The organism is Achromobacter sp. LC458 (genome assembly GCF_001005835.2).
Lineage (GTDB): Bacteria > Pseudomonadota > Gammaproteobacteria > Burkholderiales > Burkholderiaceae_B > Achromobacter > Achromobacter spanius_B.
The window spans coordinates 71,649-96,914 of record NZ_LBHW02000005.1 but is presented as its reverse complement, the minus strand read 5'-3'; the positions used below and the strand labels follow the sequence as shown (position 1 = coordinate 96,914).

The 25,266-nt window shown below is 64.0% G+C and carries 26 protein-coding genes and 2 tRNA genes; 16 read left to right on the top strand and 12 right to left on the bottom strand.

All coding sequences use genetic code 11. From position 1 onward, the window contains the following. The first annotated feature begins 64 nt into the window (after window positions 1–64). The 5 genes from YH64_RS06150 (at window position 65) to YH64_RS06130 (ending at window position 2,506) form a co-directional block, all read left to right on the top strand. Complete coding sequence (locus YH64_RS06150; protein ID WP_046803463.1) at window positions 65–1,144, top strand: GlxA family transcriptional regulator; 1,080 nt, start codon at window positions 65–67, stop codon at window positions 1,142–1,144. 146 nt (window positions 1,145–1,290) lie between these two features. After that, window positions 1,291–1,366, top strand: a tRNA-Gly gene (locus YH64_RS06145). Window positions 1,367–1,421: 55 nt separating this feature from the next. Further along, a tRNA-Cys gene (locus tag YH64_RS06140) sits at window positions 1,422–1,495 on the top strand. A gap of 100 nt (window positions 1,496–1,595) precedes the next feature. Continuing rightward, window positions 1,596–1,913: a hypothetical protein gene (locus YH64_RS06135; protein WP_052945942.1), complete on the top strand. Its 318-nt coding sequence runs from the start codon at window positions 1,596–1,598 to the stop codon at window positions 1,911–1,913. Between the two features lie 2 nt (window positions 1,914–1,915). Further along, complete coding sequence (locus tag YH64_RS06130; RefSeq protein WP_046803464.1) at window positions 1,916–2,506, top strand: DUF2946 family protein; 591 nt, start codon at window positions 1,916–1,918, stop codon at window positions 2,504–2,506. Between the two features lie 60 nt (window positions 2,507–2,566). Here YH64_RS06130 and YH64_RS06125 read toward each other — a convergent pair whose 3' ends face one another. Next, window positions 2,567–2,968 carry a DoxX family protein gene (locus YH64_RS06125; RefSeq protein WP_046803545.1) on the bottom strand — a complete coding sequence of 134 codons (402 nt, stop codon included), beginning with the start codon at window positions 2,966–2,968 and terminating at the stop codon, window positions 2,567–2,569. 128 nt (window positions 2,969–3,096) lie between these two features. Here YH64_RS06125 and YH64_RS06120 point away from each other — a divergent pair, with 128 nt between their 5' ends. The 5 genes from YH64_RS06120 to YH64_RS06100 all read left to right on the top strand — a co-directional run bounded on the left by YH64_RS06120 (window position 3,097) and on the right by YH64_RS06100 (window position 7,322). Then, window positions 3,097–4,029: a LysR family transcriptional regulator gene (locus tag YH64_RS06120; protein WP_046803465.1), complete on the top strand. Its 933-nt coding sequence runs from the start codon at window positions 3,097–3,099 to the stop codon at window positions 4,027–4,029. A gap of 10 nt (window positions 4,030–4,039) precedes the next feature. Next, window positions 4,040–4,621 carry an NUDIX hydrolase gene (locus YH64_RS06115; protein ID WP_046803466.1) on the top strand — a complete coding sequence of 194 codons (582 nt, stop codon included), beginning with the start codon at window positions 4,040–4,042 and terminating at the stop codon, window positions 4,619–4,621. Continuing rightward, window positions 4,618–5,430 carry a leucyl/phenylalanyl-tRNA--protein transferase gene (gene aat / locus YH64_RS06110; protein WP_082134372.1) on the top strand — a complete coding sequence of 271 codons (813 nt, stop codon included), beginning with the start codon at window positions 4,618–4,620 and terminating at the stop codon, window positions 5,428–5,430. The genes YH64_RS06115 and aat overlap by 4 nt, the downstream gene beginning before the upstream one ends. Before the next feature lie 47 nt (window positions 5,431–5,477). Beyond that, window positions 5,478–6,212, top strand: a complete 735-nt coding sequence (locus YH64_RS06105) for an arginyltransferase (RefSeq protein WP_046803467.1) — start codon at window positions 5,478–5,480, stop codon at window positions 6,210–6,212. Between the two features lie 66 nt (window positions 6,213–6,278). Next, window positions 6,279–7,322 carry a quinone-dependent dihydroorotate dehydrogenase gene (locus YH64_RS06100; RefSeq protein WP_046803468.1) on the top strand — a complete coding sequence of 348 codons (1,044 nt, stop codon included), beginning with the start codon at window positions 6,279–6,281 and terminating at the stop codon, window positions 7,320–7,322. 146 nt (window positions 7,323–7,468) lie between these two features. On the opposite strand, the gene YH64_RS06095 is transcribed toward YH64_RS06100, so the two are convergent. Continuing rightward, window positions 7,469–8,047, bottom strand: coding sequence for a phasin family protein (locus YH64_RS06095; protein ID WP_046803469.1), 579 nt, complete (start codon window positions 8,045–8,047; stop codon window positions 7,469–7,471). A gap of 382 nt (window positions 8,048–8,429) precedes the next feature. On the opposite strand from YH64_RS06095, the gene YH64_RS06090 reads away from it, so the two are divergent. Next, complete coding sequence (locus YH64_RS06090; protein WP_046803470.1) at window positions 8,430–9,407, top strand: tripartite tricarboxylate transporter substrate binding protein BugD; 978 nt, start codon at window positions 8,430–8,432, stop codon at window positions 9,405–9,407. A 90-nt stretch (window positions 9,408–9,497) separates the two neighbouring features. Here YH64_RS06090 and YH64_RS06085 read toward each other — a convergent pair whose 3' ends face one another. The 3 genes from YH64_RS06085 to YH64_RS06075 form a co-directional block, all read right to left on the bottom strand. Continuing rightward, a complete protein-coding gene (locus tag YH64_RS06085) occupies window positions 9,498–10,361 on the bottom strand; it encodes an IclR family transcriptional regulator (RefSeq protein ID WP_046803471.1) in 864 nt (287 codons plus the stop codon). A 123-nt stretch (window positions 10,362–10,484) separates the two neighbouring features. Further along, window positions 10,485–11,300, bottom strand: a complete 816-nt coding sequence (locus YH64_RS06080; protein WP_046803472.1) for a molybdopterin-binding protein — start codon at window positions 11,298–11,300, stop codon at window positions 10,485–10,487. A gap of 34 nt (window positions 11,301–11,334) precedes the next feature. Then, window positions 11,335–12,144, bottom strand: coding sequence for an EI24 domain-containing protein (locus YH64_RS06075; protein ID WP_046803473.1), 810 nt, complete (start codon window positions 12,142–12,144; stop codon window positions 11,335–11,337). Window positions 12,145–12,209: 65 nt separating this feature from the next. Here YH64_RS06075 and YH64_RS06070 point away from each other — a divergent pair, with 65 nt between their 5' ends. Further along, window positions 12,210–12,593 (top strand): thioredoxin family protein, encoded by a 384-nt coding sequence (locus YH64_RS06070; protein WP_046803474.1) that lies wholly within the window; start codon window positions 12,210–12,212, stop codon window positions 12,591–12,593. A gap of 73 nt (window positions 12,594–12,666) precedes the next feature. Here YH64_RS06070 and YH64_RS06065 read toward each other — a convergent pair whose 3' ends face one another. The 3 genes from YH64_RS06065 to YH64_RS06055 form a co-directional block, all read right to left on the bottom strand. Beyond that, window positions 12,667–14,157 carry a DEAD/DEAH box helicase gene (locus tag YH64_RS06065; RefSeq protein ID WP_104143545.1) on the bottom strand — a complete coding sequence of 497 codons (1,491 nt, stop codon included), beginning with the start codon at window positions 14,155–14,157 and terminating at the stop codon, window positions 12,667–12,669. A 382-nt stretch (window positions 14,158–14,539) separates the two neighbouring features. Beyond that, window positions 14,540–14,875 carry an AzlD domain-containing protein gene (locus tag YH64_RS06060; protein ID WP_046803475.1) on the bottom strand — a complete coding sequence of 112 codons (336 nt, stop codon included), beginning with the start codon at window positions 14,873–14,875 and terminating at the stop codon, window positions 14,540–14,542. Next, complete coding sequence (locus tag YH64_RS06055; RefSeq protein ID WP_046803476.1) at window positions 14,872–15,621, bottom strand: AzlC family ABC transporter permease; 750 nt, start codon at window positions 15,619–15,621, stop codon at window positions 14,872–14,874. The genes YH64_RS06060 and YH64_RS06055 overlap by 4 nt, the downstream gene beginning before the upstream one ends. Before the next feature lie 298 nt (window positions 15,622–15,919). Here YH64_RS06055 and YH64_RS06050 point away from each other — a divergent pair, with 298 nt between their 5' ends. From YH64_RS06050 to YH64_RS06040, 3 genes are read left to right on the top strand one after another with little or no spacing between them, the layout of a single operon-like run. Next, a complete protein-coding gene (locus tag YH64_RS06050; RefSeq protein ID WP_006217686.1) occupies window positions 15,920–16,135 on the top strand; it encodes a zinc-finger domain-containing protein in 216 nt (71 codons plus the stop codon). 43 nt (window positions 16,136–16,178) lie between these two features. After that, window positions 16,179–16,601, top strand: coding sequence for a nuclear transport factor 2 family protein (locus YH64_RS06045; protein WP_006217685.1), 423 nt, complete (start codon window positions 16,179–16,181; stop codon window positions 16,599–16,601). Between the two features lie 17 nt (window positions 16,602–16,618). After that, complete coding sequence (locus YH64_RS06040) at window positions 16,619–17,719, top strand: YheT family hydrolase (protein ID WP_046803477.1); 1,101 nt, start codon at window positions 16,619–16,621, stop codon at window positions 17,717–17,719. Window positions 17,720–17,804: 85 nt separating this feature from the next. Here the strand turns inward: YH64_RS06040 and YH64_RS06035 are convergent, their stop codons facing one another. After that, on the bottom strand, window positions 17,805–19,328 hold the full coding sequence (locus YH64_RS06035; RefSeq protein ID WP_046803478.1) for a M48 family metalloprotease: 1,524 nt from the start codon (window positions 19,326–19,328) through the stop codon (window positions 17,805–17,807). 57 nt (window positions 19,329–19,385) lie between these two features. On the opposite strand from YH64_RS06035, the gene galU reads away from it, so the two are divergent. Continuing rightward, complete coding sequence (gene galU, locus YH64_RS06030) at window positions 19,386–20,237, top strand: UTP--glucose-1-phosphate uridylyltransferase GalU (RefSeq protein WP_046803479.1); 852 nt, start codon at window positions 19,386–19,388, stop codon at window positions 20,235–20,237. A 23-nt stretch (window positions 20,238–20,260) separates the two neighbouring features. Here the strand turns inward: galU and YH64_RS06025 are convergent, their stop codons facing one another. From YH64_RS06025 to mgtA, 3 genes are all read right to left on the bottom strand, one after another. Further along, window positions 20,261–21,133, bottom strand: coding sequence for a cytochrome c oxidase assembly protein (locus tag YH64_RS06025; protein ID WP_104143544.1), 873 nt, complete (start codon window positions 21,131–21,133; stop codon window positions 20,261–20,263). 97 nt (window positions 21,134–21,230) lie between these two features. Continuing rightward, window positions 21,231–22,343 (bottom strand): porin, encoded by a 1,113-nt coding sequence (locus YH64_RS06020; RefSeq protein WP_046803480.1) that lies wholly within the window; start codon window positions 22,341–22,343, stop codon window positions 21,231–21,233. Window positions 22,344–22,404: 61 nt separating this feature from the next. Continuing rightward, window positions 22,405–25,209, bottom strand: coding sequence for a magnesium-translocating P-type ATPase (mgtA, locus tag YH64_RS06015; RefSeq protein WP_046803481.1), 2,805 nt, complete (start codon window positions 25,207–25,209; stop codon window positions 22,405–22,407). Between the last annotated feature and the right edge of the window lie 57 nt (window positions 25,210–25,266).

Here is a 25,266-nt window from a genome sequence, read left to right as displayed (position 1 = left end):
CGGTCAACTGCCGGAAGGTCAGTACCGGCATTCAGTCCGTGTATTCCTACCAAGGAGCCTAGCCATGACTGCACGTTCGCCGAACCGTGATCGCCGGCACCTGCGCCACTTCGGTTTCCTGCCCTTGCCGCAGTTCACGATGCTGTCGTTCTCGACGGCGATTGAAGTGCTGCGCATGGCCAACCACCTGTTGGGCCGGCAGTATTACCGTTGGTCGGTGGTAGCGCCGTCATGCGGACCCATCACGGCCAGCAATGGCTTGCAGGTGCACGCAGACGTGCTGGACGAGGCCACGTTGCCCGACGCCGTGTTCGTTTGCGGCGGCAAGCGCAACCGCGTGGACAACGACCCGGCCACGCGAGACTGGCTGCGGCGCCTGGCGGCGTGCGACGTAACGTTGGGCAGCCTGTGCACCGGCGCGCACACGCTGATGCAGGCCGGTCTGCTCAACGGCTATACCTGCGCCATGCACTGGGAAGACCTGGTCGCGCTGCGCAGCGAATTTCCGCATAGCAGGCTGTCGCACAAGCTGTTCGTGATCGACCGCGATCGCATCACCTGTACAGGCGGCACCGCGCCGCTGGACATGATGCTTAACCTGGTGGGCGAATCCGTGGGACCCGCCATCGTCGCGCTGATCGCTAACCAATTCACCATCGGGCACGTGCGCGACCACAAGGACAGGCAACGCATGCCGACGTCGATCCGCATGCCCGCCTCGCATCCCGCGCTGGCAGAGGTGATCGCGCTGATGGAGGTCAATCTGAAAGAGCCGCTGTCGCTGGAGGAACTGGCGCAACTGTCGGGCGCATCGCAGCGGCAACTGCAACGCCTGTTCCGCGAGCACCTGGGTACGACGCCCAAGCAACATTATCTGAGCCTGCGCCTGCGGCATGCGCGGGCACTGCTGCGGCAGACGCCGATGTCGATCACGCACATCACCACCGCATGCGGATTTCAATCGCCTTGCCATTTCAGCAAGACCTACCGCGCGGTCTATGGCGCGGCGCCCAGCTCGGAACGCCGCAATCCCCGCACGTTCGACCATGACGCCCATGGGCCGGGTTTTGCCTCGGCGATAGGCGCGGAAACCGGGCCCGACGCTTTTTTTCTTCGCCCCACGCGCCCCGCTACACAAGCCTGAAATTCTGTGTATAATCGCTGTCTTTGGTGGACACGGCCTTTGAGAAAAGCTTCTCAAACTTCACCAAAACCGGTGGCGGTTCCAGCAGGAATTTCCTTCGGCAAAGCAGGAAATACAGCAAAAGCAATGGCTGTAAGCAGTACCCCGCGGGAGTAGCTCAGTTGGTAGAGCGCAACCTTGCCAAGGTTGAGGTCGCGAGTTCGAGACTCGTCTCCCGCTCCAAATACAAGAAGGAAGCATCGGCCAACACCGCGCTTCCTTTTTTCTTGCAAGTGCTGGCGCAATGGCAGAGTGGTTATGCAGCGGATTGCAAATCCGTGTACGTCGGTTCGATTCCGGCTTGCGCCTCCAGCATCTTTCCCCCCTCCCCCCAGCATCTCGTTACGCATCCCTACGCGCTGACAATCGAATGATTGCTAAGGTGACGCCGTTTTCCATTGACGTCGACACTATGCACCGCATTCTGAATTTCCGCGCTCGTTCCCCCGTGCTTGCCCTGTCCGCCGCCGCGATGTTGACGTTGGCGCCGATAACGGCCGAAGCCGACTCCGACCGCCATCATCATCGCCATGGGCGTGAGTACAAAGAAAAGTACTGGGATGGCGCGTGCAAGGTCGAGCGCAAATGGAAGCGCAACGGCGAATATCAGGAAAAGCGCAAGTGCCGCGATGACTATCGCGAAGGCTATTACGCCGCGCCGCAGGTCGTGATGCCGATGCCCGCGCCTGCCATCGTCATCACCCCGCCTTCAATCATCATCCGGCCCTGAACATGGATCAATCGGTGAAGGACGCCATTGCCCGCTGGCCCAACGTGCCGGCCGTGTATGGCTGGCTGTCGCTGGACGGGCGTGGGCGTTGGCGACTGCATCCGCAGGGGCAGGCTGCGCAAGGCGGGCCGGGCGAATCCATCACCAATGCCCAGATCCTGGACTTCATGAATCGGAATTATGAACACGATGACGCGGGCCGCTGGTTTTTCCAGAACGGCCCGCAACGCGTGTTCGTGCGGCTGGATGGCGCGCCCTTCGTGCTGCGCCTGAACGACGACAATCACGGGTTGCGCACGCACACGGATGCGGCGGTCGACGCCGTCAGCGCCTGGTGGCTGGACGATGGCGGCCAGCTATATGCGTCCACGCCGGCGGGCGCCGGGCTGGTGCTGGACCGTGATCTGCCCGCCCTGCTGGAAAAAATGTCGGCCAAGGACGGCGCGCCGGTCCTGGACGCCCTGGCAAGCTTGGCGCCTGACGCTGAGATCACCGTGTCATGGCCGGGCGTCTACGCCCCCGCGCCGCTGCGCGCGATCACGCGGCAGGAGGTGGCGCGCCGCCTGGGCTTCGAGCCAAATCCGGCCGCGTAGCGCCAGATCTGCGGCGGGGCAACACGGGGCGGCTACTGGCAACACAAGGCGTTGCGGAAATCAGCCGCGGCCGCTTTTGACCAGGGCAAATTTGCCATCGCCCAGCAGCATCAGCACGGCGGCCGCCACGGTCAGGAAGATGGGATATTCCCAGCCGCCGCCCGCGTTGCCAAAGCCCCAGCCGTTGCCAAAGTGCACGGTCGACGCCACGAACAACTGCACCACCGCGATGGCCGCCACCCAGCGCGGCACGATGCCCAGGATAAGCAGCACGCCCGCGCCCACTTCAAAGAACGTGACCGGATAGGCCAGCCAGCCGGCAAAGCCGATCTTGGCGAAGAACTGGGCGGTGCCGGGCAGCGTGAAGACCAGCAGCTTGGTCAGGCCGTGGGCCAGGAACATGACGCCAAGCGCCACGCGCAGTAACAGCGCGGCATAGGGAGCGGTACGGGTATCGATCATGGCAAATCCTTCTGGGTAGCGCGGATCGTCCAAGACCGGACGATGCATCAGGCCGCCATTCTTACGATTCCAAAAACAAAGATAAATAGGCAGAATTGCAAATTATTGTTCCCCGATAGGAAACAATCTTGGACACTCACACCGCCATGCAGACCTACGCCAAGGTCGTCGAGCTTGGCTCGTTCGCGGCAGCCGCCGACAAGATGGGCCAGGCGCGTTCGGTCGTGACGCGGCAGATCGCCTACCTGGAACAGAAGTACGGCGTGCGCCTGTTGAACCGCACCACCCGCAAACTCAGCATGACGGACGCGGGGCGCGCCTTCTACGAGCGCGTCCGGCCGATCCTGGCGGAAGTCGCCGACCTGGAGCTGTCGCTACAGGCCGAAGGCCAGCGCCCCAGCGGCCGTTTGCGCGTCAGCGCGCCCGTGTCGTTCGGCATCCTGCACCTGGGGCCGGCCATTGCCGAATACCTGCAACGTTATCCCGACGTCATCATCGACCTGGACCTGAACGACCGCGTGGTGGATCTGGTCGAGGACGGCTACGACATGGCGGTGCGCATCGGTCCGCTTCAGGATTCATCGTTGGTTGCGCGCCCGCTGGCGCCTCAGCAGTTGCTGGTCTGCGCGGCGCCGGCCTACCTGAAGCAGCACGGCACGCCGACCACCCCGGAAGACTTGAAGCAGCATCGCTGCCTGCACTATTCCTACGCCAGCACCGGCAATGAATGGCATTTCGAGAAGGACGGCGTGACGCATCTGGTGCGGGTGAACGCAGCGCTGCGCGCCAATAACGGCGATGTGCTGCGCACGGCGGCGCTGGCGGGCCACGGCGTTATCCTGCAACCCGAGTTCCTGGTCGGCGACGACATTCGCGCGGGGCGCCTGGTGGCCTTGCTGGCCGACTATGCGCACACACCCATCTCCATGTACGCCATCTATCCGCATCGCCGCTTCCTGTCGCCCAAGGTCCGCTCTTTTGTCGAGCATCTTGAAGAGCGGTTTGGCGGCAGTGCGCCGGCCCCCCCAGGGGGACGCGCCACGGCGCGCCGCAGCCGTTAGAATCCTACCCATGACCGCGAAACCGTCCATCGAATACTTCCCCGCCCCCCGCCGTTCGCTTTTTTGCAGCCAGTGCGCCACGCCCATCACCCGCCGGGTGCCGGAAGGCGACAACCGTGAGCGCGACGTCTGCGATCACTGCGGCGCGATCCACTACCAGAACCCGCGGTTGGTGGTTGGCACGGTGCCCGTGTGGGAAAACCGCGTACTGCTCTGCCGCCGTGCGATCGAACCGCGCTACAACACCTGGACGCTGCCGGCGGGTTTCATGGAATTGGGCGAAAGCACGGCACAAGGCGCGGCCCGCGAAACGCTGGAAGAGTCCGGCGCGCGCATTCAGCTTGGCGAGCTCTACACCATGATCGACCTGCCGCAGATCGACCAGGTGCACGTGTTCTATCTGGCCCAGGCGCTAGGCCCCGAACTGGACCCCGGCCCCGAAAGCCTGGAAGCCCGCTGGTACGACGAAGCCGACATTCCCTGGGACGACCTGGCGTTTCGCACGGTGGTAACGACCTTGCAACACTACTTCGACGACCGACGCCAAGGCGCGTTCGTGCCCCATCACTACACCCTAGAATCGCACCGTTGAAGCTGCCCTGGCTTGCCGTCGACACCCCGTTTCCGCCAGCGGAATATGCGCTGACGGAACCCGACGGCCTGCTTGCGGCCGGCGCGGACCTGTCGATGGACAGGCTGATCCAGGCTTACTCGAACGGCATCTTTCCCTGGTATTCCGAAGGCGAGCCCGTGCTGTGGTGGAGCCCCGACCCGCGCATGGTGCTGGCCACCAAGGATTTTTCGCCGTCCCATTCGCTGCGTAAGCTGCTGCGGCAGATCGCTGCGCAGGAAATCGACGCCCAGCCGCGCGTGCAAGTGCGTGTCGACACGGTGTTTTCGAGGGTCATGGCGCAATGCGCCGCGCCGCGTGACGGCCAACCGGGCACCTGGATCACCGCCGCCATGCAGCAGGCGTATGCCGAATGGCATCGGGCGGGCTACGTGCACAGCATCGAAACCTGGATCGATGGCGAGCTCGCCGGTGGCCTGTACGGCATCAGCCTGGGGCGCATGTTCTTTGGTGAATCCATGTTTACGCTCGCCCCTAACGCGTCGAAGATCGCGCTGGCGTACCTGGTTCGCTACCTGGCGGCGCAAGGCGTCGAGCGCATCGATTGCCAGCAGCAGACCCAGCATCTGGCCAGCCTGGGCGCACGCCCGATACCGCGCGCGCAGTTCCTGCAACATGTACGCCGGGCCACCGCCCAGCCCCCGATTTTCTGGGCGCCGGGCACGCTGGACAGCCTGGGCCGCCTGTTGCCCGCGACCCGTTCCACACCCCACCAGGCAGCGGAACCGACGCGGGATTCAGCGTCCGATGCAACGCCACTTAAGCGTTAATATGTAGCCATCGCGTCGCGGACGTACCGCGCGATGCGCACTTCCCCATGAGCCAGCTCAAAGAACTTCCCTTCTCCACGCTGCAGTTCTATGCAACCGCGCCTTACCCGTGCAGCTACCTGCCGGGCCGCCAGGCGCGGTCGCAGGTTGCCGCGCCCGGGCATCTGATCAACGCGGGCACCTATTCCCAGCTGGTCGAACAGGGCTTTCGCCGTAGCGGGCTGTTCACGTACCGTCCCCATTGCGACAACTGCCATGCCTGCGTGCCGGTGCGTGTCGACACGTCGGGCTTTGCCCCCAACCGCAGCCAGCGGCGGGCGTGGCGCGATCACCAATCGTTGCAGTCGTTCGTTGCGGAATTGGCGTGGTCGCCCGAGCACTACCGGCTGTATACGCGCTACCAGCAAGGCCGGCATCCGGGCGGCGGCATGGACGAGGACAGCCGCACGCAATATGCGCAGTTTCTGCTGACCAGCCGGGTCAACACGCGGCTGGTTGAATTTCGCGACGCGGACGGTGTGCTGATGATGGTGTCCATCATCGACGTGCTGGACGACGGGCTGTCGTCGGTCTATACCTTTTACGACCCCGATATCGAGGGCAGCCTGGGCACCTACAGCATCCTGTGGCAGATCGAGCAGTGCCGCACGTTGAACCTGCCGTGGCTGTACCTGGGCTACTGGATCGCCGAAAGCCGCAAGATGTCTTACAAGTCCAGCTTCCAACCCGCGCAGTTTCTTATCGACGGGGAATGGCGGAATCAGGACTACCTGTCCCTTTGATCGTGCCGTACGGTGCGCGGCCCGATTGCGGCAAGCGCGGCGAAATTGGCTCTACAATTCCGCCCCATGTCTATCCTCTTCCACGCCTACCCCCTGGCCCGCCCGGCGCTTTTTGCCATGGACGCGGAAACCGCCCACGAAGTCACGCTGTCGGGCCTGCAACGCGCCTATGAATGCGGCGCGACGCGCAAGCTGATGCATGCGCAGCCCTCGGCGCCTAGCACGCTGATGGGCATGCGGCTGGCCAACCCCATCGGGCTGGCGGCGGGGCTGGACAAGAACGGCGCCTATATCGACGCGCTGGGTAACCTGGGCTTTGGTTTCATTGAAGTCGGCACCGTGACGCCTCGCGCGCAACCCGGCAACCCCAAGCCGCGCATGTTCCGCCTGCCGCGCGCCAACGCGCTGATCAACCGTCTGGGCTTCAACAACCAGGGCCTGCCCGCGTTCCTGGCGAACGTGCAGCGCAGCCAGTGGCGCAAGCAAGGCGGCATCCTGGGCCTGAATATCGGAAAGAACGCGGACACGCCGATCGAGCGCGCCGCTGATGACTACCTGATCGGGCTGGAGGGCGTGTACCCGCATGCCGATTACGTGACGGTGAATATTTCGTCGCCCAACACCAAAAATTTGCGCGCGCTGCAAAGCGGGGACGAGCTCTCGGCCTTGCTGGCGCAACTGGCCGACAAGCGCCGTGCGCTGGAAGACCAGCACCAGCGCCGCGTGCCCATGGCGGTAAAGATCGCCCCCGACCTGACCGAAGAACAGATCGACGCCATCGCCGACACGCTGCCCCGCCATGGCATTGACGGCGTCATCGCCACCAACACCACGCTGTCGCGCGATGCGGTCACCGGTCAGGCGCATGCCGAAGAAGCCGGCGGCCTGTCGGGCGCACCGGTGCACGAGCTGTCATTGAAAGTGATTCGCCGCCTGAAGGCGCAGCTGGGCAACAGCCTGGCGATTATCGGAGTGGGCGGGGTGTTGTCGGGCGCACAGGCCCGCGAAAAGATGGACGCCGGCGCGGACGCCGTGCAGTTGTATACGGGCTTGATCTACCGGGGCCCCGCCCTGGTGGGCGAATGCGTGCGGGCTACGGCAAAGCGCTGAACGCTGCCTCCCCACGCTCGCGGCGCGCAGCGCAAAATGCGGGACAAAAAAAAGGGGCCACCCGGTGGGTGGCCCTAATTCCAGCTCTGCTCTGTCACTCAACAGTACTACATTACTGCGATTTGCGCAGCATCGCGCGCCAGGACTCAGGCGGTGCGACGGCTACGGCTGGCAACCTTGGTGGCGGCGTCGGCAGCATCCGTCGCAGCCTTGAAGGTCGCGTTGGCGGCGGCATTCAGGTTCGATTCGGCGACTTCAGCGGCCTGCTTGGCAGCCTTGGTCACGGAGTCGTAGGCGCTGGTCGCGGTGGCCAGCGAGGACTTGATCAGGGCAACGGCGCTTTCCGAACCGGCCGGAGCGTTCTTCGACAGTTGGTCGACGGCTTCGCTCAGTTGCTGCTGGCTTTCAGCGATTTGCTCTTCGGTCAGCTTGACCAGGCTGCCTTGCACGCCGGCAACGATGTCGTACACGTGCTTGGTGTAAGCCATGGCCTTTTCAGCGCCCGGCTGCAGCAGGCCCGACGCAAACGCGGCGGCTTCCTGCGGATCCTTGACTTCAGAGGCTTGTTGCGACTTCTGGGCGACTTCGTCCAGCGTGGCGCGCACAACCTTCATGTTCAGCTCAACCAGCTTTTCAAAGCCGGCGAAAACGGCGGACTGGGCAGCCACAAAAGTGTTGATGCTTGCCTTTTGGCGGTCCAGGACTTGCTGCGGAATTGCGCTCATAGAATGCTCCTTTAGGGGTAGCCGGAAGCTTTCCGGCAAGAAGGATTGGTGTCTGCGACGAGAAATAGGAACGTGCGCGGAAACTGGTACTACAAGCTACCGCCGGCCCGTTTGATGCACTGCACAATTCACATTCTAGACTGCCACAAATTGCTGTCAAGCAGTTTTTGTGCAACGCAACAAGTATTTGCACTTTAACGGTGCAGCCGCGTGCACGCCATTGATCCAGAACAAGGTTTTGCCCTGCTTCGGGAAAAACCCGACATGACGGCGTATCAATTCTTTTCTAAACTGCTTTCACGCTGATGACAGAAAAAACAATCGATAAGTCAGCGGCCAAAAACTAAATCGCAGCAAGCAAAACCCTGCAATTGGAGACTTCATGACCTTTATTCCCCGCACGCTTACGGCCCTGCTCGCGGCCAGCGCCATGTTCGCGGCCGGCGCCGCCCACGCGGAATTTCCGGAACGCCCCATCAATATGGTGGTGCCGTTCGCCGCAGGCGGCCCGACCGACAACGTCGCCCGATCGCTGGCCGAAGCCATGCGGCCGAGCCTGGGACAGACGGTCGTGGTTGAGAACAAGGGCGGTGCCGGCGGCACCATCGGCACCACGCAGGTTGCGCGCGCCCAGCCCGATGGCTATTCCATTCTGCTGATGCACGCCGGCTTCTCCACGGCGCCGTCCCTGTACAAGAACCCCGGCTACGACCCGTACAAGAGCTTTGAGCCCATCGGCCTGGTGGTCGACGTGCCCATGACCATCATCGCGCGTTCGGACTTCCCGCCGAACAACATCAAGGAACTGGCCGAATACGTCAAACAGAACAAGGACAAGGTCTCGCTGGCCAACGCCGGCATCGGCGCGGCCAGCCACCTGTGCGGCACCATGCTGGTGGAAGCGCTGGGCGTCCAGCTGCTGACGATTCCGTACAAGGGCACCGCGCCCGCCATGAACGATTTGCTGGGCAAGCAGGTCGACCTGCTGTGCGACCAGACCACCAACACGACGCAGCAGATCGAAAGCGGCAAGGTCAAGGCCTATGCCGTGACCAGCCTGAAGCGCGTGCCCACGCTGGACAAGCTGCCGACCATGGACGAATCCGGCTACAAGGGTTTCGAAGTGGGCATCTGGCACGGGATGTGGGTGCCCAAGGGCACGCCCAAGCCGGTGGTGGACAAGCTGATCAAGAGCCTGCAGGCCGGCCTGGCCGACCCGAAGTTCCAGGAACGCATGAAGCAGCTTGGTGCCACGGTGCTGACGGCCGAAGCCAACCCGCAGGCACTTGAGGCCAAGGTCAAGCAGCAGGTTCCGCAATGGGCCGAGCTATTCAAGAAGGCAGGCGTCGAGCAGCAATAAGCTGACGCTGGCGGCCGACCCTGGCCGGATGGCAAAAAAGCCCCGAAAGGGGCTTTTTTCATGGTCCGGACCGGCGCGGGCGCGGACTGCTCAGGGCCGCAAGGCTTCCGCCGCCATGCCCAAGCCGTTGAACCAGGTGGACACCGAGGGTTCGTAGCCCAGCGCCTCGGAAATGCTGGCGGCGGTATCGACCAGCGCGCGAATCCAGTCGTCCTGCAAGCGTTCGGCCGGGGCCGAGATGGACAGCCCCGCCACCAGCTTGCCGGTATCGTCAAAAATGCCGGCGGCGATGCAACGCACGCCCAGTTCCAGTTCTTCGTTGTCGCGGGCGTACCCATGGCGCCGCACCAACGCCAGTTCACGTTCCAGGCGATCCAGGTCGGTCAGGCTGTTGCGCGTGTGGCCGGCCAGGCCAGTGCGCAGCGCGTACGCGCGCACTTGGCGCGCATCGCCGGTGGACAGGAACAGCTTGCCGGTCGAGGTCAGGTGCAGCGGGGCACGGCCGCCAATGGCACGCACCACCTGCATGCCCGAGCGCTCGCTCCAGGCGCGGTCGATATAGACGATTTCGTCGCCCTGCTGGACCGACAGGTTGATGGTCTGCCCCGTTAGCTTGTGCAGGGACCGCATGGCGGAAATGGCCGCTTCGCGAACGTTCAGCCGCCCTTTCACCAGCGACCCCAATTCCAGCAGGCGCATGCCCAGCTGATACAGGCCGTTGTCCACGCGTTCAACGTAGCGTCCCACGACCAGGTCGTTCAGGATGCGGTGCGCGGTCGAGGCATGCAGGCCGGTGGTGGCCGACAATTCCTTGAGGGTGACCGGGTCTTGCTGCGCGGCCAGGGCGTCGAGCAGGCGCATGGCTCGCTCGATGACCTGGATGGCGATGGGGTGGCCGGACGCGCCTTCGGTCTCGGCGTCCAGGGGAGTGCGGGGTGTCGTCAGACGGGGCATAGGGGGAAATAGGCTCGCGCCGCAACGCCGTAAAAGACCGGCCTTGCGGCAACGCAGCAAACAGTTCTTTCCCGTATTGTGAAATTTAAGACGCCGTTTTGCAATGGCTTTTTTGCGACGAGATCAAGCTGCGGCGGGCGGCGCCAGCTTTCCGCCCAGGCGCAGCACCTCGGCGCGCAAGAACTCCAGCGCCTCGGCGGCGGCCGCCGGTTCCCCTTTGACGCCCAGCTCAATATGGGGCGTTCCGCCCGCTTCGCCCACGCTGGGCAGGCTGAAGGCGCGCACGTCGGGCCAGCGGCTTTCCACGCTGACCATAGCCGGCGTGATGCGCGATTCGGGCATGCTGAACACCAGGAAAGAATGCTCGACATGGGCGCGCACATGTTGCAGCGCACGATAGCGTGTGTCCAGGGTCCATTCCAGCATCGGCCAGGCCATCACGGGAAAGCCGGGTACGAAGGTGTGGTCGTGGATGAAGAAGCCCGGAATACGGTTGTACGGGTTGGGAACGATCTCGCAGCCTTGCGGAAACACGCCCATTTGCAGGCGCTGCTGGTTTTCCGGCGCGCTCATGTCGGCCGTGCCCTGGCCCTTGGCCGCCATTTCGGCGGTGCGCAGCGCAATCGCCTGCTCGGCCTCCGGGTGCAGCGCCAATGGCAAGCCCAGCGCGGCAGCGGCGGCTTGGCGGGTGTGGTCATCAGGCGTGCCGCCGATGCCGCCGCAGGAGAACACGACGTCGCCCGTGGCGAAGCTGCGCTTGTAGGCCGCCACCAGTGTGTCGCGGTCGTCGGGCAGGAATTCGGCCCAACCCAGTTGCATGCCGCGAGCACTGAGGAGCTCGACGACCTTTGAAAAATGCTTGTCCTGACGGCGGCCCGAGAGGATTTCGTCGCCAACGATGATAAGACCGATGCGACGGGCGGCGGATTCTGCGGCCATGTCCAGTTCCAAAACGGTAAGGGTTAAATGCCGGTCAGGCTTCGATGACACGATCCTGGCGCAAACGCCGAAGCGCTTCCAGGCCGTAGTGCGCGTAGACCAGCGCCGAAAACACCGGCAGGATAATCCAGGCGGGCGGCAGCAAGTTCAGCAGTGAGCAAATAAGCCCGATGGTCCAGAAGCCGCCGTTGTTGCGTTCCAGGATCAGCTTGCGTTCTTCGGGGCTGGCGTGTTCCACGATGGCGTCCACGCGCATCATCCGCGAAAAAGCAAAGGCCCACCAGAAGATCGACAGGATGATCGCCATGGGCGGCACCAGCCACAAGGGCAGCGTCAGCACCCAGCCGGCGGCGAAGGCGGCCGATACCCAGATGGCGTTCCATACGCTGACCGCCGTCGAGAACTTGCCCTGCGGCGTCACGCTGGCATATTCGCGCTGCCCCACGTGGCGCAGCACCAGCGGCATCACGAAAACAGCGGCAATGGCCAGGCCCAGGATGCCGGACACGGGCAGCAAAATGGCGGCGGCAATGACGGGGATGAGATAGATCTTGAGCGAAAACAGGCCCATTGCGATCATCCATTCGTCGGCGCGATTCACCATGTCCCAGTGGGACACCTCGGCGCGCAGCCAGTCGGTCAATGGCGTCCAGAACAGATACAGCAACAGGAACGCGCCAACCAGCGCAATCAGGAATGGCAGAAGCACCGCGAACAGCATCGTCGGATGGCATTGCGACACCAGCGCGCGCTTGAACGCCTGGCCAACGCTGACGGCGCCCGTGCCGGCGCCAGAGAATCGGCCATTGCCGGGCGCGGCGGTATCGGGGCGTAAAGCGGTCATAAGAGCTTGAAAAAGGGGGGTGGACATCCCGGGTATGATAGTCAAACACGCCCCGATCTGCTCACATGTCTCTACTCGTACCCGGCTCTGACCTGGCCCCCTTGCGCGCGCGGCTAAGCGCAACCCCCGACACCTGGCTCATCGCCTGCTTCTGCGCGGCCTGGTGCGACACCTGCGAACAGTACAAGCCCAAGCTTGAAGCGTTGGCAGACGCCCTGCCGCAGCACGTGTTCGCCTGGATAGACATCGAAGACCATGCCGAACTGCTGGGCGATATCGATGTCGAGAACTTCCCGACTCTGCTGGTGCAAATCGGGTCGCGCGTGGTGTTCTATGGCCCCATGTTGCCGCACATCGGCCATCTGGAACGCCTGATTGAAAGCGTGGACGCGAACAGCCCGGCAGTCAGTTCCGCACTACCCGATCTGCCAAAACTGCTAGCCGCCTGATTCCCGGCACCGACAAAAAAACCCGCAAGGCCAAACGGCGTTGCGGGTTTTTTTATGCGGCGCGGGGCGGCGATCAGTTCTTGCGCGAGCCGCCCAGCAACACTGCCACCTGGCGCTTGGGCGACGACGAACCGCTGTCGTTCTTGGGCGCGGGTTCTTGCTCGGACGAAGACGACGCCGAGGGCTCGTAGGGCTTCAGGAAGAAATCATCCACCGGTTGGCGCGAGCCGCCCGACGTGTAGCCCGAGCGGCGATCGGATGAACGGCCACCGCGGTCGCCACGGCTTCCTTCACGGCTTGATTCACGACCCTCGCGCGAGGACGAGGAAGAGGACGACGGGCGGTCTTCGCTGCGGCGATGGCTGCGCGCCACGGCGTCGGCCGGCAAGTCCAGCGTACCGCGCGGCACTTCGCGCTTGATCAGCTTTTCGATGTCGAGCAGGAAGCGTTCTTCATCCGGCGTGAACAGCGCAATGGCTTCGCCCGATGCGCCCGCGCGGCCGGTCCGGCCAATGCGGTGCACGTAGTCTTCGGCGTTGTACGGCAGGTCATAGTTGATGACGCAAGGCACGCCGGCCACGTCCAGGCCGCGCGCGGCCACGTCGGTGGCCACCAGCACTTCCAGGTCGCCGGCCTTGAAGGCTTCCAGCGCCTTCATGCGGTCGGCCTGGGTCTTGTCGCCGTGAATCGATTCGGCCTTGACGCCATCGCGTTCAAGTTCGCGAGCCAGCCGGGCCGTGCCGATCTTGGTGTTCGAAAACACGATCACCTGCTTCAGGCCGCGCGACTTCACCAGATGCACGACGGCGGCGCGCTTGGCGTCGCTGGACATCTTGTAGGCGATCTGCGTGATGGTGGTGGCCGTGGCATTGCGCGCCGCGACTTCGATCTCGACCGGCTGGTTCAGGTACGAACGGCCCAGTTTGCGGATTTCGTTGCTGAACGTGGCCGAAAACAGCAGGCCCTGACGCTGCGCGGGCAGCAGGCGGATGATGCGTTCCAGGTCGGGCAGAAAGCCCATGTCCAGCATGCGGTCCGCTTCGTCCAGCACCAGGATGCCGACCTGGCTCAGGTTCACGTTCTTTTGTTCGACGTGGTCCAGCAGGCGGCCGGGCGTGGCCACCAGGATTTCGCAGCCGCGACGCAGCGCTTCTTTTTGCGGACCGATATCCACGCCACCGAACACCACGGCGGAACGCAGGGGCGTTTGCTTGCTGTAGCGCTTGACGCTTTCGAACACCTGGTCGGCCAGCTCGCGCGTGGGCGTGAGGATCAGCGCGCGCACCGGGTGGCGCGCGGGCGAGGCGCTGGTGTTGGCCAGCGGCATCAGGCGGTGCAGGATGGGCACGGTGAACGCGGCCGTCTTGCCGGTGCCGGTCTGGGCGGCGCCCATGACGTCGCGCCCTTCCACCACGACGGGGATGGCTTGCGCCTGAATGGGCGTCGGAATGGTGTAGCCGGTTTCGGCGATGGACTGGAGCAGCAGCGGGTGCAGTCCAAAATCGGCAAACGTCGGCGCGGGCGCGTCGGCGGGGGGTGCTACGGATTGAGTGGATTCAGTCATCAGGGTTTGGCAGATACCGGGACCAGTGAAAAAGAACAAAACGAGAGTGCTACATGCACTGCACTACATATGCATCGGGGCAATCTGAATACGCGTGGTCGCATCGCGACGGCACGCAAATCGCCGCGAAGCGGATTCGGCTTCGCGGGCAATCGGCACCCTGCCTTGCAGGCCAGCGGGCGCATTCGGGATTCGATACTTATGAGGGCAGTACCAGGCCCGGATTGCTGTGGATAACGTGGATTTTAGCGCAGGCGCCCTACCACAACATCAAAGAGTGGTTTCAGACGGGTACGGCAACACCGCCAGACAACGGGCACGCCCGCTTCCAGCCGGTTTAGACTGTCCACCAGATGGACTAATCATGATCGAAAGCCGAACATCAGCCGGCCAGCCAGCGCAGCCCCCACAAGACCAGCATGCCGACCACGATCACCAGCACCGCGCTACGGGTGCGGAGAAAAACCAGGATGGCGACCAGACCGGCCACCAACTTGTAATCAAACACCGGCCCCAAGCCCGCCTTCCAAGGCAAGAGGTCCGGCACGACGATGGCGGTCAGCGCGGCGGCGGGCGCATAGCGCAACGCGCGCCGCACGCCATCGGGCAAAGGAATGTAATCGCCGAAAAGCATGAAGCCGGCGCGCGTCAGGACGCTGCACAGGGCCAGCAACAGGATCGCCGAATAGACGTAGATCTCGGAGGGCCAGAGGGTCATGGACGCGCCTTGAAAAATCGTTCGGCCCACATGCCGGCCACGACGCCCGCGATGACGGCCGCGGCCAAGCCCAGCCGCAATGGCAGCACCTGCCCCGTCCAGGCCACCACGCCGGCGGCCAGCATGGACACCAGCATCGGCTTGGAATTGGCCAGCGGCACGGTAATCGCCAACAGGGCCAGCACCGCCGCAAAATCCAGCGACCAGCCGGTGGGCACCATGGTGCCCAGATAAATGCCGACGATGGAAGACGATTGCCACACCAGCCACCCCGGCACGATGGTGCCCAGGAAGAACCAGAGTTGATCGCGCGTGCCGCGTTCGGCCGAATCGCCGTAGCGCGGCATGAACAGCACGAAGCCCATATCGGTGGTGAAGTAGCCCAGCCCCAAACGCTTGGGCCAGGACAGATGCCGGAAATACGGCTGCAAGGCCGCGCCGAAAATCAGAAAGCGCAGGTTCACGACAAAGCCGGCGGCGAAGATCAGCCAGAGCGGTGCGCCCGTGGCGATCAGCGGCAACGACGTCAACTGAGCCGAGCCCGCGTACAGCAAGAGCGTCATGGCCAACGCCATGGATTCGGTCAGCCCCGACTTGACCATCGCCACACCCGTCACCAAGCCCCAGGTTGCCGTGGCGATCAACGCAGGCACGATAGCGTGCACGCCGGCGCGAAAGGCGTTCAGGCGTTGCTGGCGCACCGCGCCGGGATCTTCGGATTCAGAAAGCGCGGATTCAGAGGACAACGGCTGGCCCCTGGCGGTTCGGACAGGACGACATGGGAACTCTTACGGATTGCGTGGGCCGAATGGCACCACGCCGGTGCGCGAATAGGCCGGTATTGTAACCTCGTCGCTTGATACAATACGCGCCTGAAAATTCTTGGCTGGTCGGGCCTGGCGCGGCGCAAAATCGGCCATGGTGAATGGCCGCGTCCCGAAGTACCATCACTGGCTAAGTCAGTTGTGATTCGCGCGGTGGGTTCAATACCGGCCGCACATTGCCCAACCCGCCGTTTATCGGTTTTTTTATTCAGGAAGATCCATGACCGCTGCCCCGGCCGCCGTCCCGAACGCTCACGAAGTCATTGAAGTCGGCGCTGAAGACCTGCCCGTTTTCTGTCCCGGCCCGAAGGCGCCGCTGTGGAGCATGCACCCGCGCGTCTTCCTTGACGTGGCCCGTACCGGCTCTGCAAGCTGCGCCTACTGCGGCGCGCAATATCGCCTGAAGGCCGGCACGGTGCTGCACGGCCACCACTAAGCCAGCCGCCTTCGACGCCCAACGCCACGGTTACCGCAGCCCTATGTTTGCCACCCCCGAAGAAGCCGAACACGCGTTCTACGAAGCCCTGGAACAGGGGGACTGCGTCCGCCTGATGCAGGTGTGGGCCGACGACGAAGAAGTCGTCTGCATCCACCCCGGGGGCCTGCGCATTGTCGGCCACTCGGCGGTGCACGACTCCTGGCAGCAGGTGCTGTCCAACGGGCCGCTGCATGTCCGTCCGCTGCGCCCGCTGGTCATGCTCAGCATGATGTGCGCGGTGCACGTGCTGGTTGAACAGGTGGCGGTGCGCACGCGCGAAGGCACGCAGTTTGCAAACTGCTACGCCACGAACATCTACCACAAGGGTCCAACCGGATGGCGCATGGTCATGCATCATTCGTCGTCGGCGCCCACGGAAGCCGGGGTGCTCGACTTGCACGACGTACCCGACATGCTGCATTGAATCGGGTGGATTTTTAGTTGGCCGCTGCTCGTCTTGACTCGTCTCCATGCCCCGTCCCCTCCTGGTTACCCGGAGGCGACAGCCAGACGGTCTACGCGTCCTTGTTCGCGCAATACCACCGGATCGCCTTCGTGCGCGACCGGGTGGACACGCCCGACACCGATTTCGTGGACTTCGACTGGACCGGACCCGGCCTGTTTCCGCACAAGGCTGCCGACGGTGCGCCTGTCAGCGGACAGGGCCCGGTTGCCAATGGCAAGACCGCCGCGGCGCGATGGATGACGGCCCCCGACTGGCAGTCGCTGCCGCAAACGCCCGACACCCCCGCGCTGATCCTGTTCCATGGCCTGGAAGGCGGCAGCAACAGCCGCTACGCCCAGTCCGTTGCTCATTATTTCCGCGCGCGCGGCTGGATCGTCGTCATCGCGCATTTTCGGGGTTGTTCGGGCGTGCCCAACCGCCTGGCGCGCGCGTATTACTCGGGTGATTCCGCTGAAGTCGGCTTCCTGCTCAAGACCGTGCGCGACCGCATTCCGCATGCGCGCTGGCATGCGGTGGGCGTGTCGCTGGGCGGCAATGCGCTATTGAAATACCTGGGTGAACACCAGGAAGACACCACCTGGCTGACCGCCGCGGCAGGCGTTTCCGTGCCGCTGGACCTGGTCGCCTGCGGCAAGACCCTGTCCACCGGCATCTTCAACCGGCGCGTATACACCGCGCATTTCCTGAAGACGCTCAAGCACAAGGTATTGGAAAAGGCGCATCGTTTTCCTGGCGCGATCGACGTGATGCGTATCGCGCATGCGCACGACCTGCGCGAATTCGACGACACCTACACCGCGCCGATGCACGGGTTTCGCAATGCGCTGGACTACTGGACGCGTGCGTCCAGCAAGCCGTGGCTGCCCAAGATTTCGGTGCCCACGCTGGTGCTCAACGCCCGCAACGACCCCTTCATTCCGGCAGCATCGCTGCCCAAGCCGGAAGACTGCTCGCCCACCATCTTGCTGCACCAGCCCAGCGACGGCGGCCATGCCGGCTTTCCGACGGGCGCGTTTCCCGCACACCTGAACTGGCTGCCCCAGCGGCTGGGCCGCTTCTTCGAAACGGGCCTGTAGCTGTAGCGGTAAGCGCGGCAGTAGTTGGCCGCTGGCACAAGCGGCGGCCGGATGACTCCGGCCATTACGGCATCGCCGCCTGCCATCAACCCGATTTGAAGCGTTCCAGCAGCTGTCGTTCTTCGGCCAGCTTGTCTTTGACTTCCTTGATCTGCACGTCGATCTGCGATTGCTCGTAGAAGTCGGTCGACAGGCCGCGCGCCTGCTGTAGCTGCGACTCGGCGGCGGCGAACGCCCCGGTCATGACATAAAACCGCGCCAGGTCTCGGCGCGCCTGCACGGGCTTGCCATTGCGCTCTTCGCTTTGCGCCAGCATCTGATACAGGCTGGGTTCGTCGCTGCCCCATTGCTTGATCTTGGCGCGCAGATAATCCTGCGCCTCGGCATGGCGGCCGTTGCTTTGCAACGCCTGCGCATAGGCGATACCCAGCGCCCGCTGGTCCGGCCAGCGCTTGGCGGCGGCCTGCGCCAACTCCACGGCGCGGGCGGTGTCCTTGCGCGCCAGCGCGATGTCGACACTAAGCTTGGCCAATTGCGCGGAATTGCGCCCGTTTGCGGTGGCCAGGTTCCAGTACCGGTCGGCTTCAGCCAGGTTGTTGCGCTGGAACGCTTGCAGGGCCAGCCCGTAATAGGCGGCCGACTGCCGCACCCCTGACAGCGCTTGCGCCTCGTCCTGCAATTGCTGCCCGGCCGAGCGCAGGCTGACGGCGTCGCGCCCCTGCACCACGCGCATCTTGGCGCGCACGTACCAAAAATCGTCACTGTCGATATGGCGCGAGGCCGGCAAGGACCGCACGCGGTTCTGGACATCGGACATCCGTTCGATGGACAAAGGGTGGGTGCTGGCCCATGAACCGCCGCCGGCCCCTTCGTTCAGGCGCGACGCATTCATCAGCCGCGAGAACATCTGGGACATGCCCTCGGCGTCGTACCCCGCCTTGGTCAGCATCTGGAAACCGGCCCGGTCGGCCTCGCGTTCCGCATCGCGCGAAAAGCCCAGCTGGCGGTTGATGGCGGCGGCCTGGCCAAACGCCGCCACGCCCATCGCCAGGTTGCCGCCGCCACCGGCCAGCGCGGCCAGCAACGCGCCGGCCAGGCTGGCCAGCATCACCATGCCGTTCTGGTTCTGCTGCGTCATGCCGCGCGCGATGTGGCGCTGCACGACGTGGCCGATTTCGTGCGCCAGCACGGCGGCCAGTTCCGATTCGCTGCCCGAGGACACGATCAGGCCGGTATTGACGCCGATAAATCCGCCCGGCATCGCAAAAGCGTTGATTTCGGGGTCGCGCACGCCAAACATTTCGACGTCGGGCACGGCCCCCGGCGCAAAGGCCGCCAGCTTGCGGCCCATGGTGGTCAGATATTGGCTGAGCTCGGGGTCGTCGACATAAGTCGGGTCACGCCGGCCTTGCGACATGATGGCCTCGCCCAGGCTGCGTTCCAGCATGGGCGAGAGCTCGGCGGCGGATGCGGCCCCCATGGTTGGCAGACCCACCGGTTGCGCCCAGGCGGCAACGGGAAGGGAGGGGGCGATCAACGCGGCGCTCAGGGCGAGAATCGCGCTTCGTTTCGCAATAGCGCAAATGGATGGCATGTTCCTGCGGTTCATAAGCCTATGATAGCGATGAGCTTAAAATGTTTCATCGATACTCCCAACGAGGTCTCAATGCGTCCCGTCCGTAAAGCCGTTTTCCCTGTCGCCGGCATGGGCACCCGCTTCCTGCCCGCCACCAAGGCGATGCCCAAGGAAATGCTGCCCGTGGTCGATAAGCCATTGATTCAATACGCCGTTGAAGAAGCGGTCGCCGCCGGCATCACCGATCTGATCTTCGTGACGGGCCGCAACAAGCGCGCCATCGAAGACCACTTCGACTCGGCCCCGGAACTTGAATCCGACCTGGAAAGCAAAGCCAAGCACGAGCTGCTTGCCATGGTGCGGGGCATTCTACCCGCGCATGTCAATTGCCTCTACATCCGCCAATCCGCGCCGCTGGGCCTGGGCCACGCCGTGCTGTCGGCCGCCCCCGCCGTGGGCGACGAACCCTTTGCCGTATTGCTGGCCGATGACCTGATCGACGCCGACACGCCGGCCATGAAGCAATTGGTGGATGTGGCCGTGGCCCAGAACGCCAGCGTGTTGGGCGTGCAGGATGTGCCCCGCGCCGATACCCGCAAGTACGGCATCGTGGCCACCCGCGCCGGCGAAGCGAACCTGGATCCGCGCACGGAACGCGTCACGCATATTGTGGAAAAGCCCGAGCCCGATGCCGCCCCGTCGACGCTGGCCGTCGTGGGCCGCTACGTGCTGGAAGCCGCCATTTTTGACCACCTGCGTTCAACCAAGATGGGCGCGGGCAACGAAATCCAGCTGACGGACGGCATTGCCTCGCTGATGCGCGAGCGCGCCGTGTTCGCGCACCGCTTTGACGGCGTGCGCTACGACTGCGGCAACAAGGCGGGGATGTTCCAGGCCACCGTGGCGCTGGGCAAGAAGTATCACGGACTGGTGCCGGAATAAGCCCCGGCCGGCCTGAACCACGTTCAGGCGGATAGCGCCGCGCGGGCCTTGGCCCGGGCGCGCGCATCGCGGTCCACCTTGCGCAGCCGCCCCTTGGCGGACAAGCGCATCAAGGTGCCCAAGGCCACCATCAAGCCGATCACCTCGACCAAGGCAGCCGGAATCCACATCGTGAGGCCGCCGATGGTCTGGTCTGTTTGCGCCGACATGGCGATGGCGCGGCCACAGAGCTCAAACAACGGATAGATATCGCTTTCAGTGAAGGCGATGACGGCGCCCGCCACCATCTGCGGCAGCATGGTCAGCACCGGAGAAATCACGCGTCCGCCCGGCGTCATGGCCGCGGGCGGCGCGGGGCGGCGATCCAGGATCAGGTTCCAGTACATGAAGCCGCTGATCACCACGGACCAGTTCATCAGGCGATACAGGCGCCAGTCCAGCATGGAATAGAACTGCACGGACGGAATCAGCCAGACCAGCACCAGGAAGACGAACAGCGTCGGCACGAAAATCTTGTTGGTCAGTACGGCAACGGTGACCCGCCCGCTACGCGTGCGCAGAAAGTCACGCAGCCGGATGCGCCAGGACATCGGCAGCCCGGCGCGCATGACCTGGCCCGGAAATGCCGCCATCACCAGCAGCGGACCCAAATGGTGTAGCACCAGATGCTGGATGCGGTGGATGAAGAACATCCGTTCGGCGTAATAGTCGACGCGCGTATGCATCGACAGATACAGCAGCACCAGCCCCAGCCAAAAGAAAAAGCGACGCGCGCCGGTCACATGGTGAACGCGTTGCCCGCGCACGAACAGCACGATCGCCACCACGAAGGAGGCGACCAACGTGGGAGAGAACTCCCAGGGTATGAGCCATTCAAGACTATCCATGCGGGCCATCCGAAAGACATCGGGAAAGACGGGCCGGCGGCGCGCGCCGGCCTGTGGGCTGATTGTAGTAGACCGCGCCGGCCCGTGGTCCGGTGGGCCGGCAGGATCAGAAGTGATGCGAAACGCCCGCTCCGACGCGCGTGGTGTGGGAATGGGCGGGGTCGAACTGGTCGTCCAGCGTGTAGTTGGACGCGTACCCGGCAAAGCCGTATAGCGTCGTGCGTGGTGACAAGGCATAGGTATAACCCAGGGTCGCCACCTGGGCCTTGCGCGCCGTCATGCCGTTGTCCCACTGCCAGTCGGGTCGCGCCAGGGACCACTGCACCAGCACGGTGCCCGGGCCGAACGGCACGCTGGCGCCCACCAGCCAGGCATTGATGGTGCCGCCCTGGACAAACGGGGCCGGACCCAGGCCCTGGCCCAGGTTGTCGGGGTCGCCGCCGTCCAGGCCGACATAGCCGTTTTGTTGCCGCGACCACGCCAGTGACAGTTTCAGCACTTCAAAGTCGTAAGCCGCGCCCAATTGCACGGCGCGGGGCCGCTTGGCCTCTGCAGCCGAATCGGAACTGGCCAGCTGCAATTGATCCCACGTGGCCACGGCCAGCAGTGGTCCGCTTTCATACTTCAGCCCGGCGCTGACCGCGCGGGTGTTCTGGTTGGACCGAAACCGATTCTGGTCGCCGGCATCGAACGAGTAGCCCGCGCCTAGCTGGAAGCCGTTCCAGTCCGCCGACGTCACGTTCACCATATTGCTGAACTGGAAGTTGTCCGAGGCCTTGAACGTGGCGCCCATGCCCATGTCCTTCCAGGACGCAATTTCCAGCGCGTTGCCGAACGTCTGGCCGATGGTGCGCTGGCGCCCCAGGCGCACCTCGCCATAGGTATCGTTGCCCAAGCCGACCCAGGCCGCGTAGTTGAACAGGCGGCCCTCGTCTTCCAGCTGGCCGCTGGACGGGTCGAAGCCGCTTTCAAGGCCGAAGCGGCTGCGCCAGCCGCCGCCCAGATCGTCGGTGCCCGACAACCCCCAAAGTGAATCCGTCAGCCCGCCGTTCAGCACGCCGGCGTGGCTGCCTTGGCCGGACACGCTGGTCACCGCTACCCCGGCATCGACGACGCCGTACAGGTGCAGGCCGAAGTCTTCGACGGCGGCGGCCGTGGCCAGCACGGGCGACAAAATCAGCCCACCGACCATGACGACCGCGCAGAATGCCTTTTTCATGCTTTCTCCTATCAGGGCGAGCGCCATTGCCCGCCCCGCCAGATGTGACCTTATTGCGGCCTTATTGCCAGCCGTAACGACGTACCCAAATGCCCTTGAGCAACTGCGTCAGCACGCAGTAGCTCAGCAACACCCCCACCAGCCAGGGGAAATAGCCCCATGGCAACGCTTGCAGCTGGAAGTACTCGGCCAGCGGCGAGAACGGCAGCATCAGGCCCAGCACCACCACCATTGCCGTCATCGCCATCAACGGCCAGGACGCCCGGCTTTGCAGGAAAGGAATGCGGCGCGTCCGGATCATGTGCACGATCAGCGTCTGCGACAGCAAGCCCTCAACGAACCAGCCGGACTGGAACAGCGTCTGATGCTCCGGCGCATTGGCATGGAACACAAACCACATGATGCCGAACAGCGCGATATCGAACAGCGAGCTGATCGGGCCGAAGAACACCATGAAGCGGCCCAGGCCGTCCGCATCCCATTGCTGCGGCTTCTTCAGCAGTTCTTCGTCGACATTGTCGAAGGGAATTGCCGTTTGCGATACGTCGTACATCAAATTCTGCAGCAGCAGGTGAATAGGCAGCATCGGCAGGAACGGCAGGAAGGCGCTGGCGACCAGCACCGAGAACACATTGCCGAAGTTCGAGCTGGCCGTCATCTTCAGGTACTTGAGCATGTTGCAAAAGGTCTTGCGGCCTTCGATCACGCCGTCCTCCAGCACCATCAGGCTCTTTTCCAGCAAGATGATGTCGGCGGCTTCCTTCGAGATATCCACCGCGGAATCCACGGAAATACCGACGTCGGCCGCGCGCAGGGCCGGGGCGTCGTTGATGCCGTCGCCCATGAACCCCACCGTATCGCCTTGTGCACGCAGGCTGCGCACGATGCGTTCCTTGTGCGCGGGCGTCAGGCGGGCAAACACGTTGGCCTGGCGCACCGCCACCGCCAGTTCCGCATCGTCCATGGCTTCAATCTGCGCGCCCAGATACACGCCGCGCACCTCGAAATCGACCTCGCGGCAGACTTTCTGCGTGACCAGTTCCACATCTCCGGTCAACACCTTGACCTCAATGCCGGACGCCTTCAGCGCGGCCAGCGCCGGGCCGGTCGATTCCTTGGGAGGATCCAGGAAGGCGATGTACCCCACCAGCACCAGGTCGGACTCGTCGGCCACGCCATAGGCCAGTTGCGTGGGCGGCATTTCCTTGACGCCCACCGCGATGACGCGCAGCCCGTCGCGGTTCAGCTCGGCCGTGACGCGCCGGATATCCGCGCGCCGCGCGTCGGTCAGCGGAAATACCGAATCGCCCACGCGCAAGCCCGTGCACGCCGTCAGCATTTCTTCCAGCGCGCCTTTGCAGATCAACTCGTGATGGTCACGGCCGTTTTCCGTTTCGTTGACGACAACGGACATCCGCCGCCGCGAAAAATCAAAAGGAATCTCATCGACCTTGCGGTACTTGGTGGCCAGGTTCAGGCTGCGCTTGACCTCGGCATGCTGCAACACCGCCACATCCAGCAGGTTCTTCAGGCCGGTCTGGTAGTAGCTGTTCAGGTAGGCATAGGCCAACACATCGTCGCTGCTGGATCCGTACACGTCGGTGTGGCGTTCCAGCACGATGCGGTCTTGCGTCAGCGTGCCCGTCTTGTCGGTGCACAGCACGTTCATCGCGCCCAGGTTCTGGATCGCGTCCAGGCGCTTGACGACGACCTTGCGGCGGGACATGCGCAACGCGCCCTTGGCCAGCGTGGCGGTAACGATCATCGGCAGCATTTCCGGCGTCAGGCCCACGGCGATTGCCAGCGCGAACAGCAAGGCTTCCAGCCAATCGCCCTTGGTGACGCCATTGATGACGAAGACGATGGGAGCCATGACCAGCATGAAGCGGATCAACACCCAGCTGACACGGTTGATGCCCTGCTGAAACTGCGTCGGAGCACGGCTTTCCTGGGTGACCCGGCCGGCCAGCTGACCAAAGTAGGTATTGGCGCCGGTGGCGATGACCAGCGCGCTGCCTGATCCGCTGACCACATTGGTGCCCATGAAAGCCATGTTTTCCAGCTCTAGCGAGTTGTCGGTTTCCTCGCGCTGGACGGCGTGCTTTTCAACGGGCAGGGATTCGCCCGTCAAGGCGGCCTGGGCGATGAAGAGGTCCTTGGCGTTCAGGATGCGGCAGTCGGCGGGGATCATGTCGCCGGCCGAAAGCAGCACCACGTCGCCGGGCACCAGTTCAGCCAGCGGCACTTCCAGCTGGTACGAGCCCGAGTCGTGCAGCGGGGCGCCGAACACGCGCCGACCGTTGGCGGCGTCCGGCGTCAGCACGTCCGCGCGCAGCACGGTAGCGGTGTTCTGTACCATGGCTTTCAGCGCTTCGGCCGCGCGGTTCGAGCGCAGTTCCTGGGCAAAGCGCAGCACAGTGGAAATCACCACCATGGAGCCGATGATGGCCACGGCTGTCCACGACTTGTCGTCGGCCTCGGCCATCCGCACGTCGGTCAGCCAGGACAGGCCAGCCAGCGCCGTCAGCAGCAGATTGAACGGGTTGCGGTACGACAGCCACAGGTGCGAATACCAGGACAGCGGCTTTTCGTGGTCGACTTCGTTGGCGCCGTGGCGTTCGCGGGCAGCGTCGGCCTGGGCTTGCGTCAAGCCGCCACGGCCACTGGCCAACTGCGTGAACAAGGCGTCCAGCCCCATGCGGGATTGCTCCAGCATGCGGCGGTTGGCGCGCCGCGATGCCTCCGACGGCGTCGACGCAACGGCGGTTTGAGCGCCCTGTTCAAGAATGGGGGTGCGGCGGAAGTGACGGCCTGCGCGGCGGCGGCCGGCGGCCGACGAAAAGAAGGATTTCAGGAAGGTAAACATCGGAGTGCTCCGGTTTTTCTTGGATTTCTTGTCGGAGACACGGCTTTCCCGCCCAGG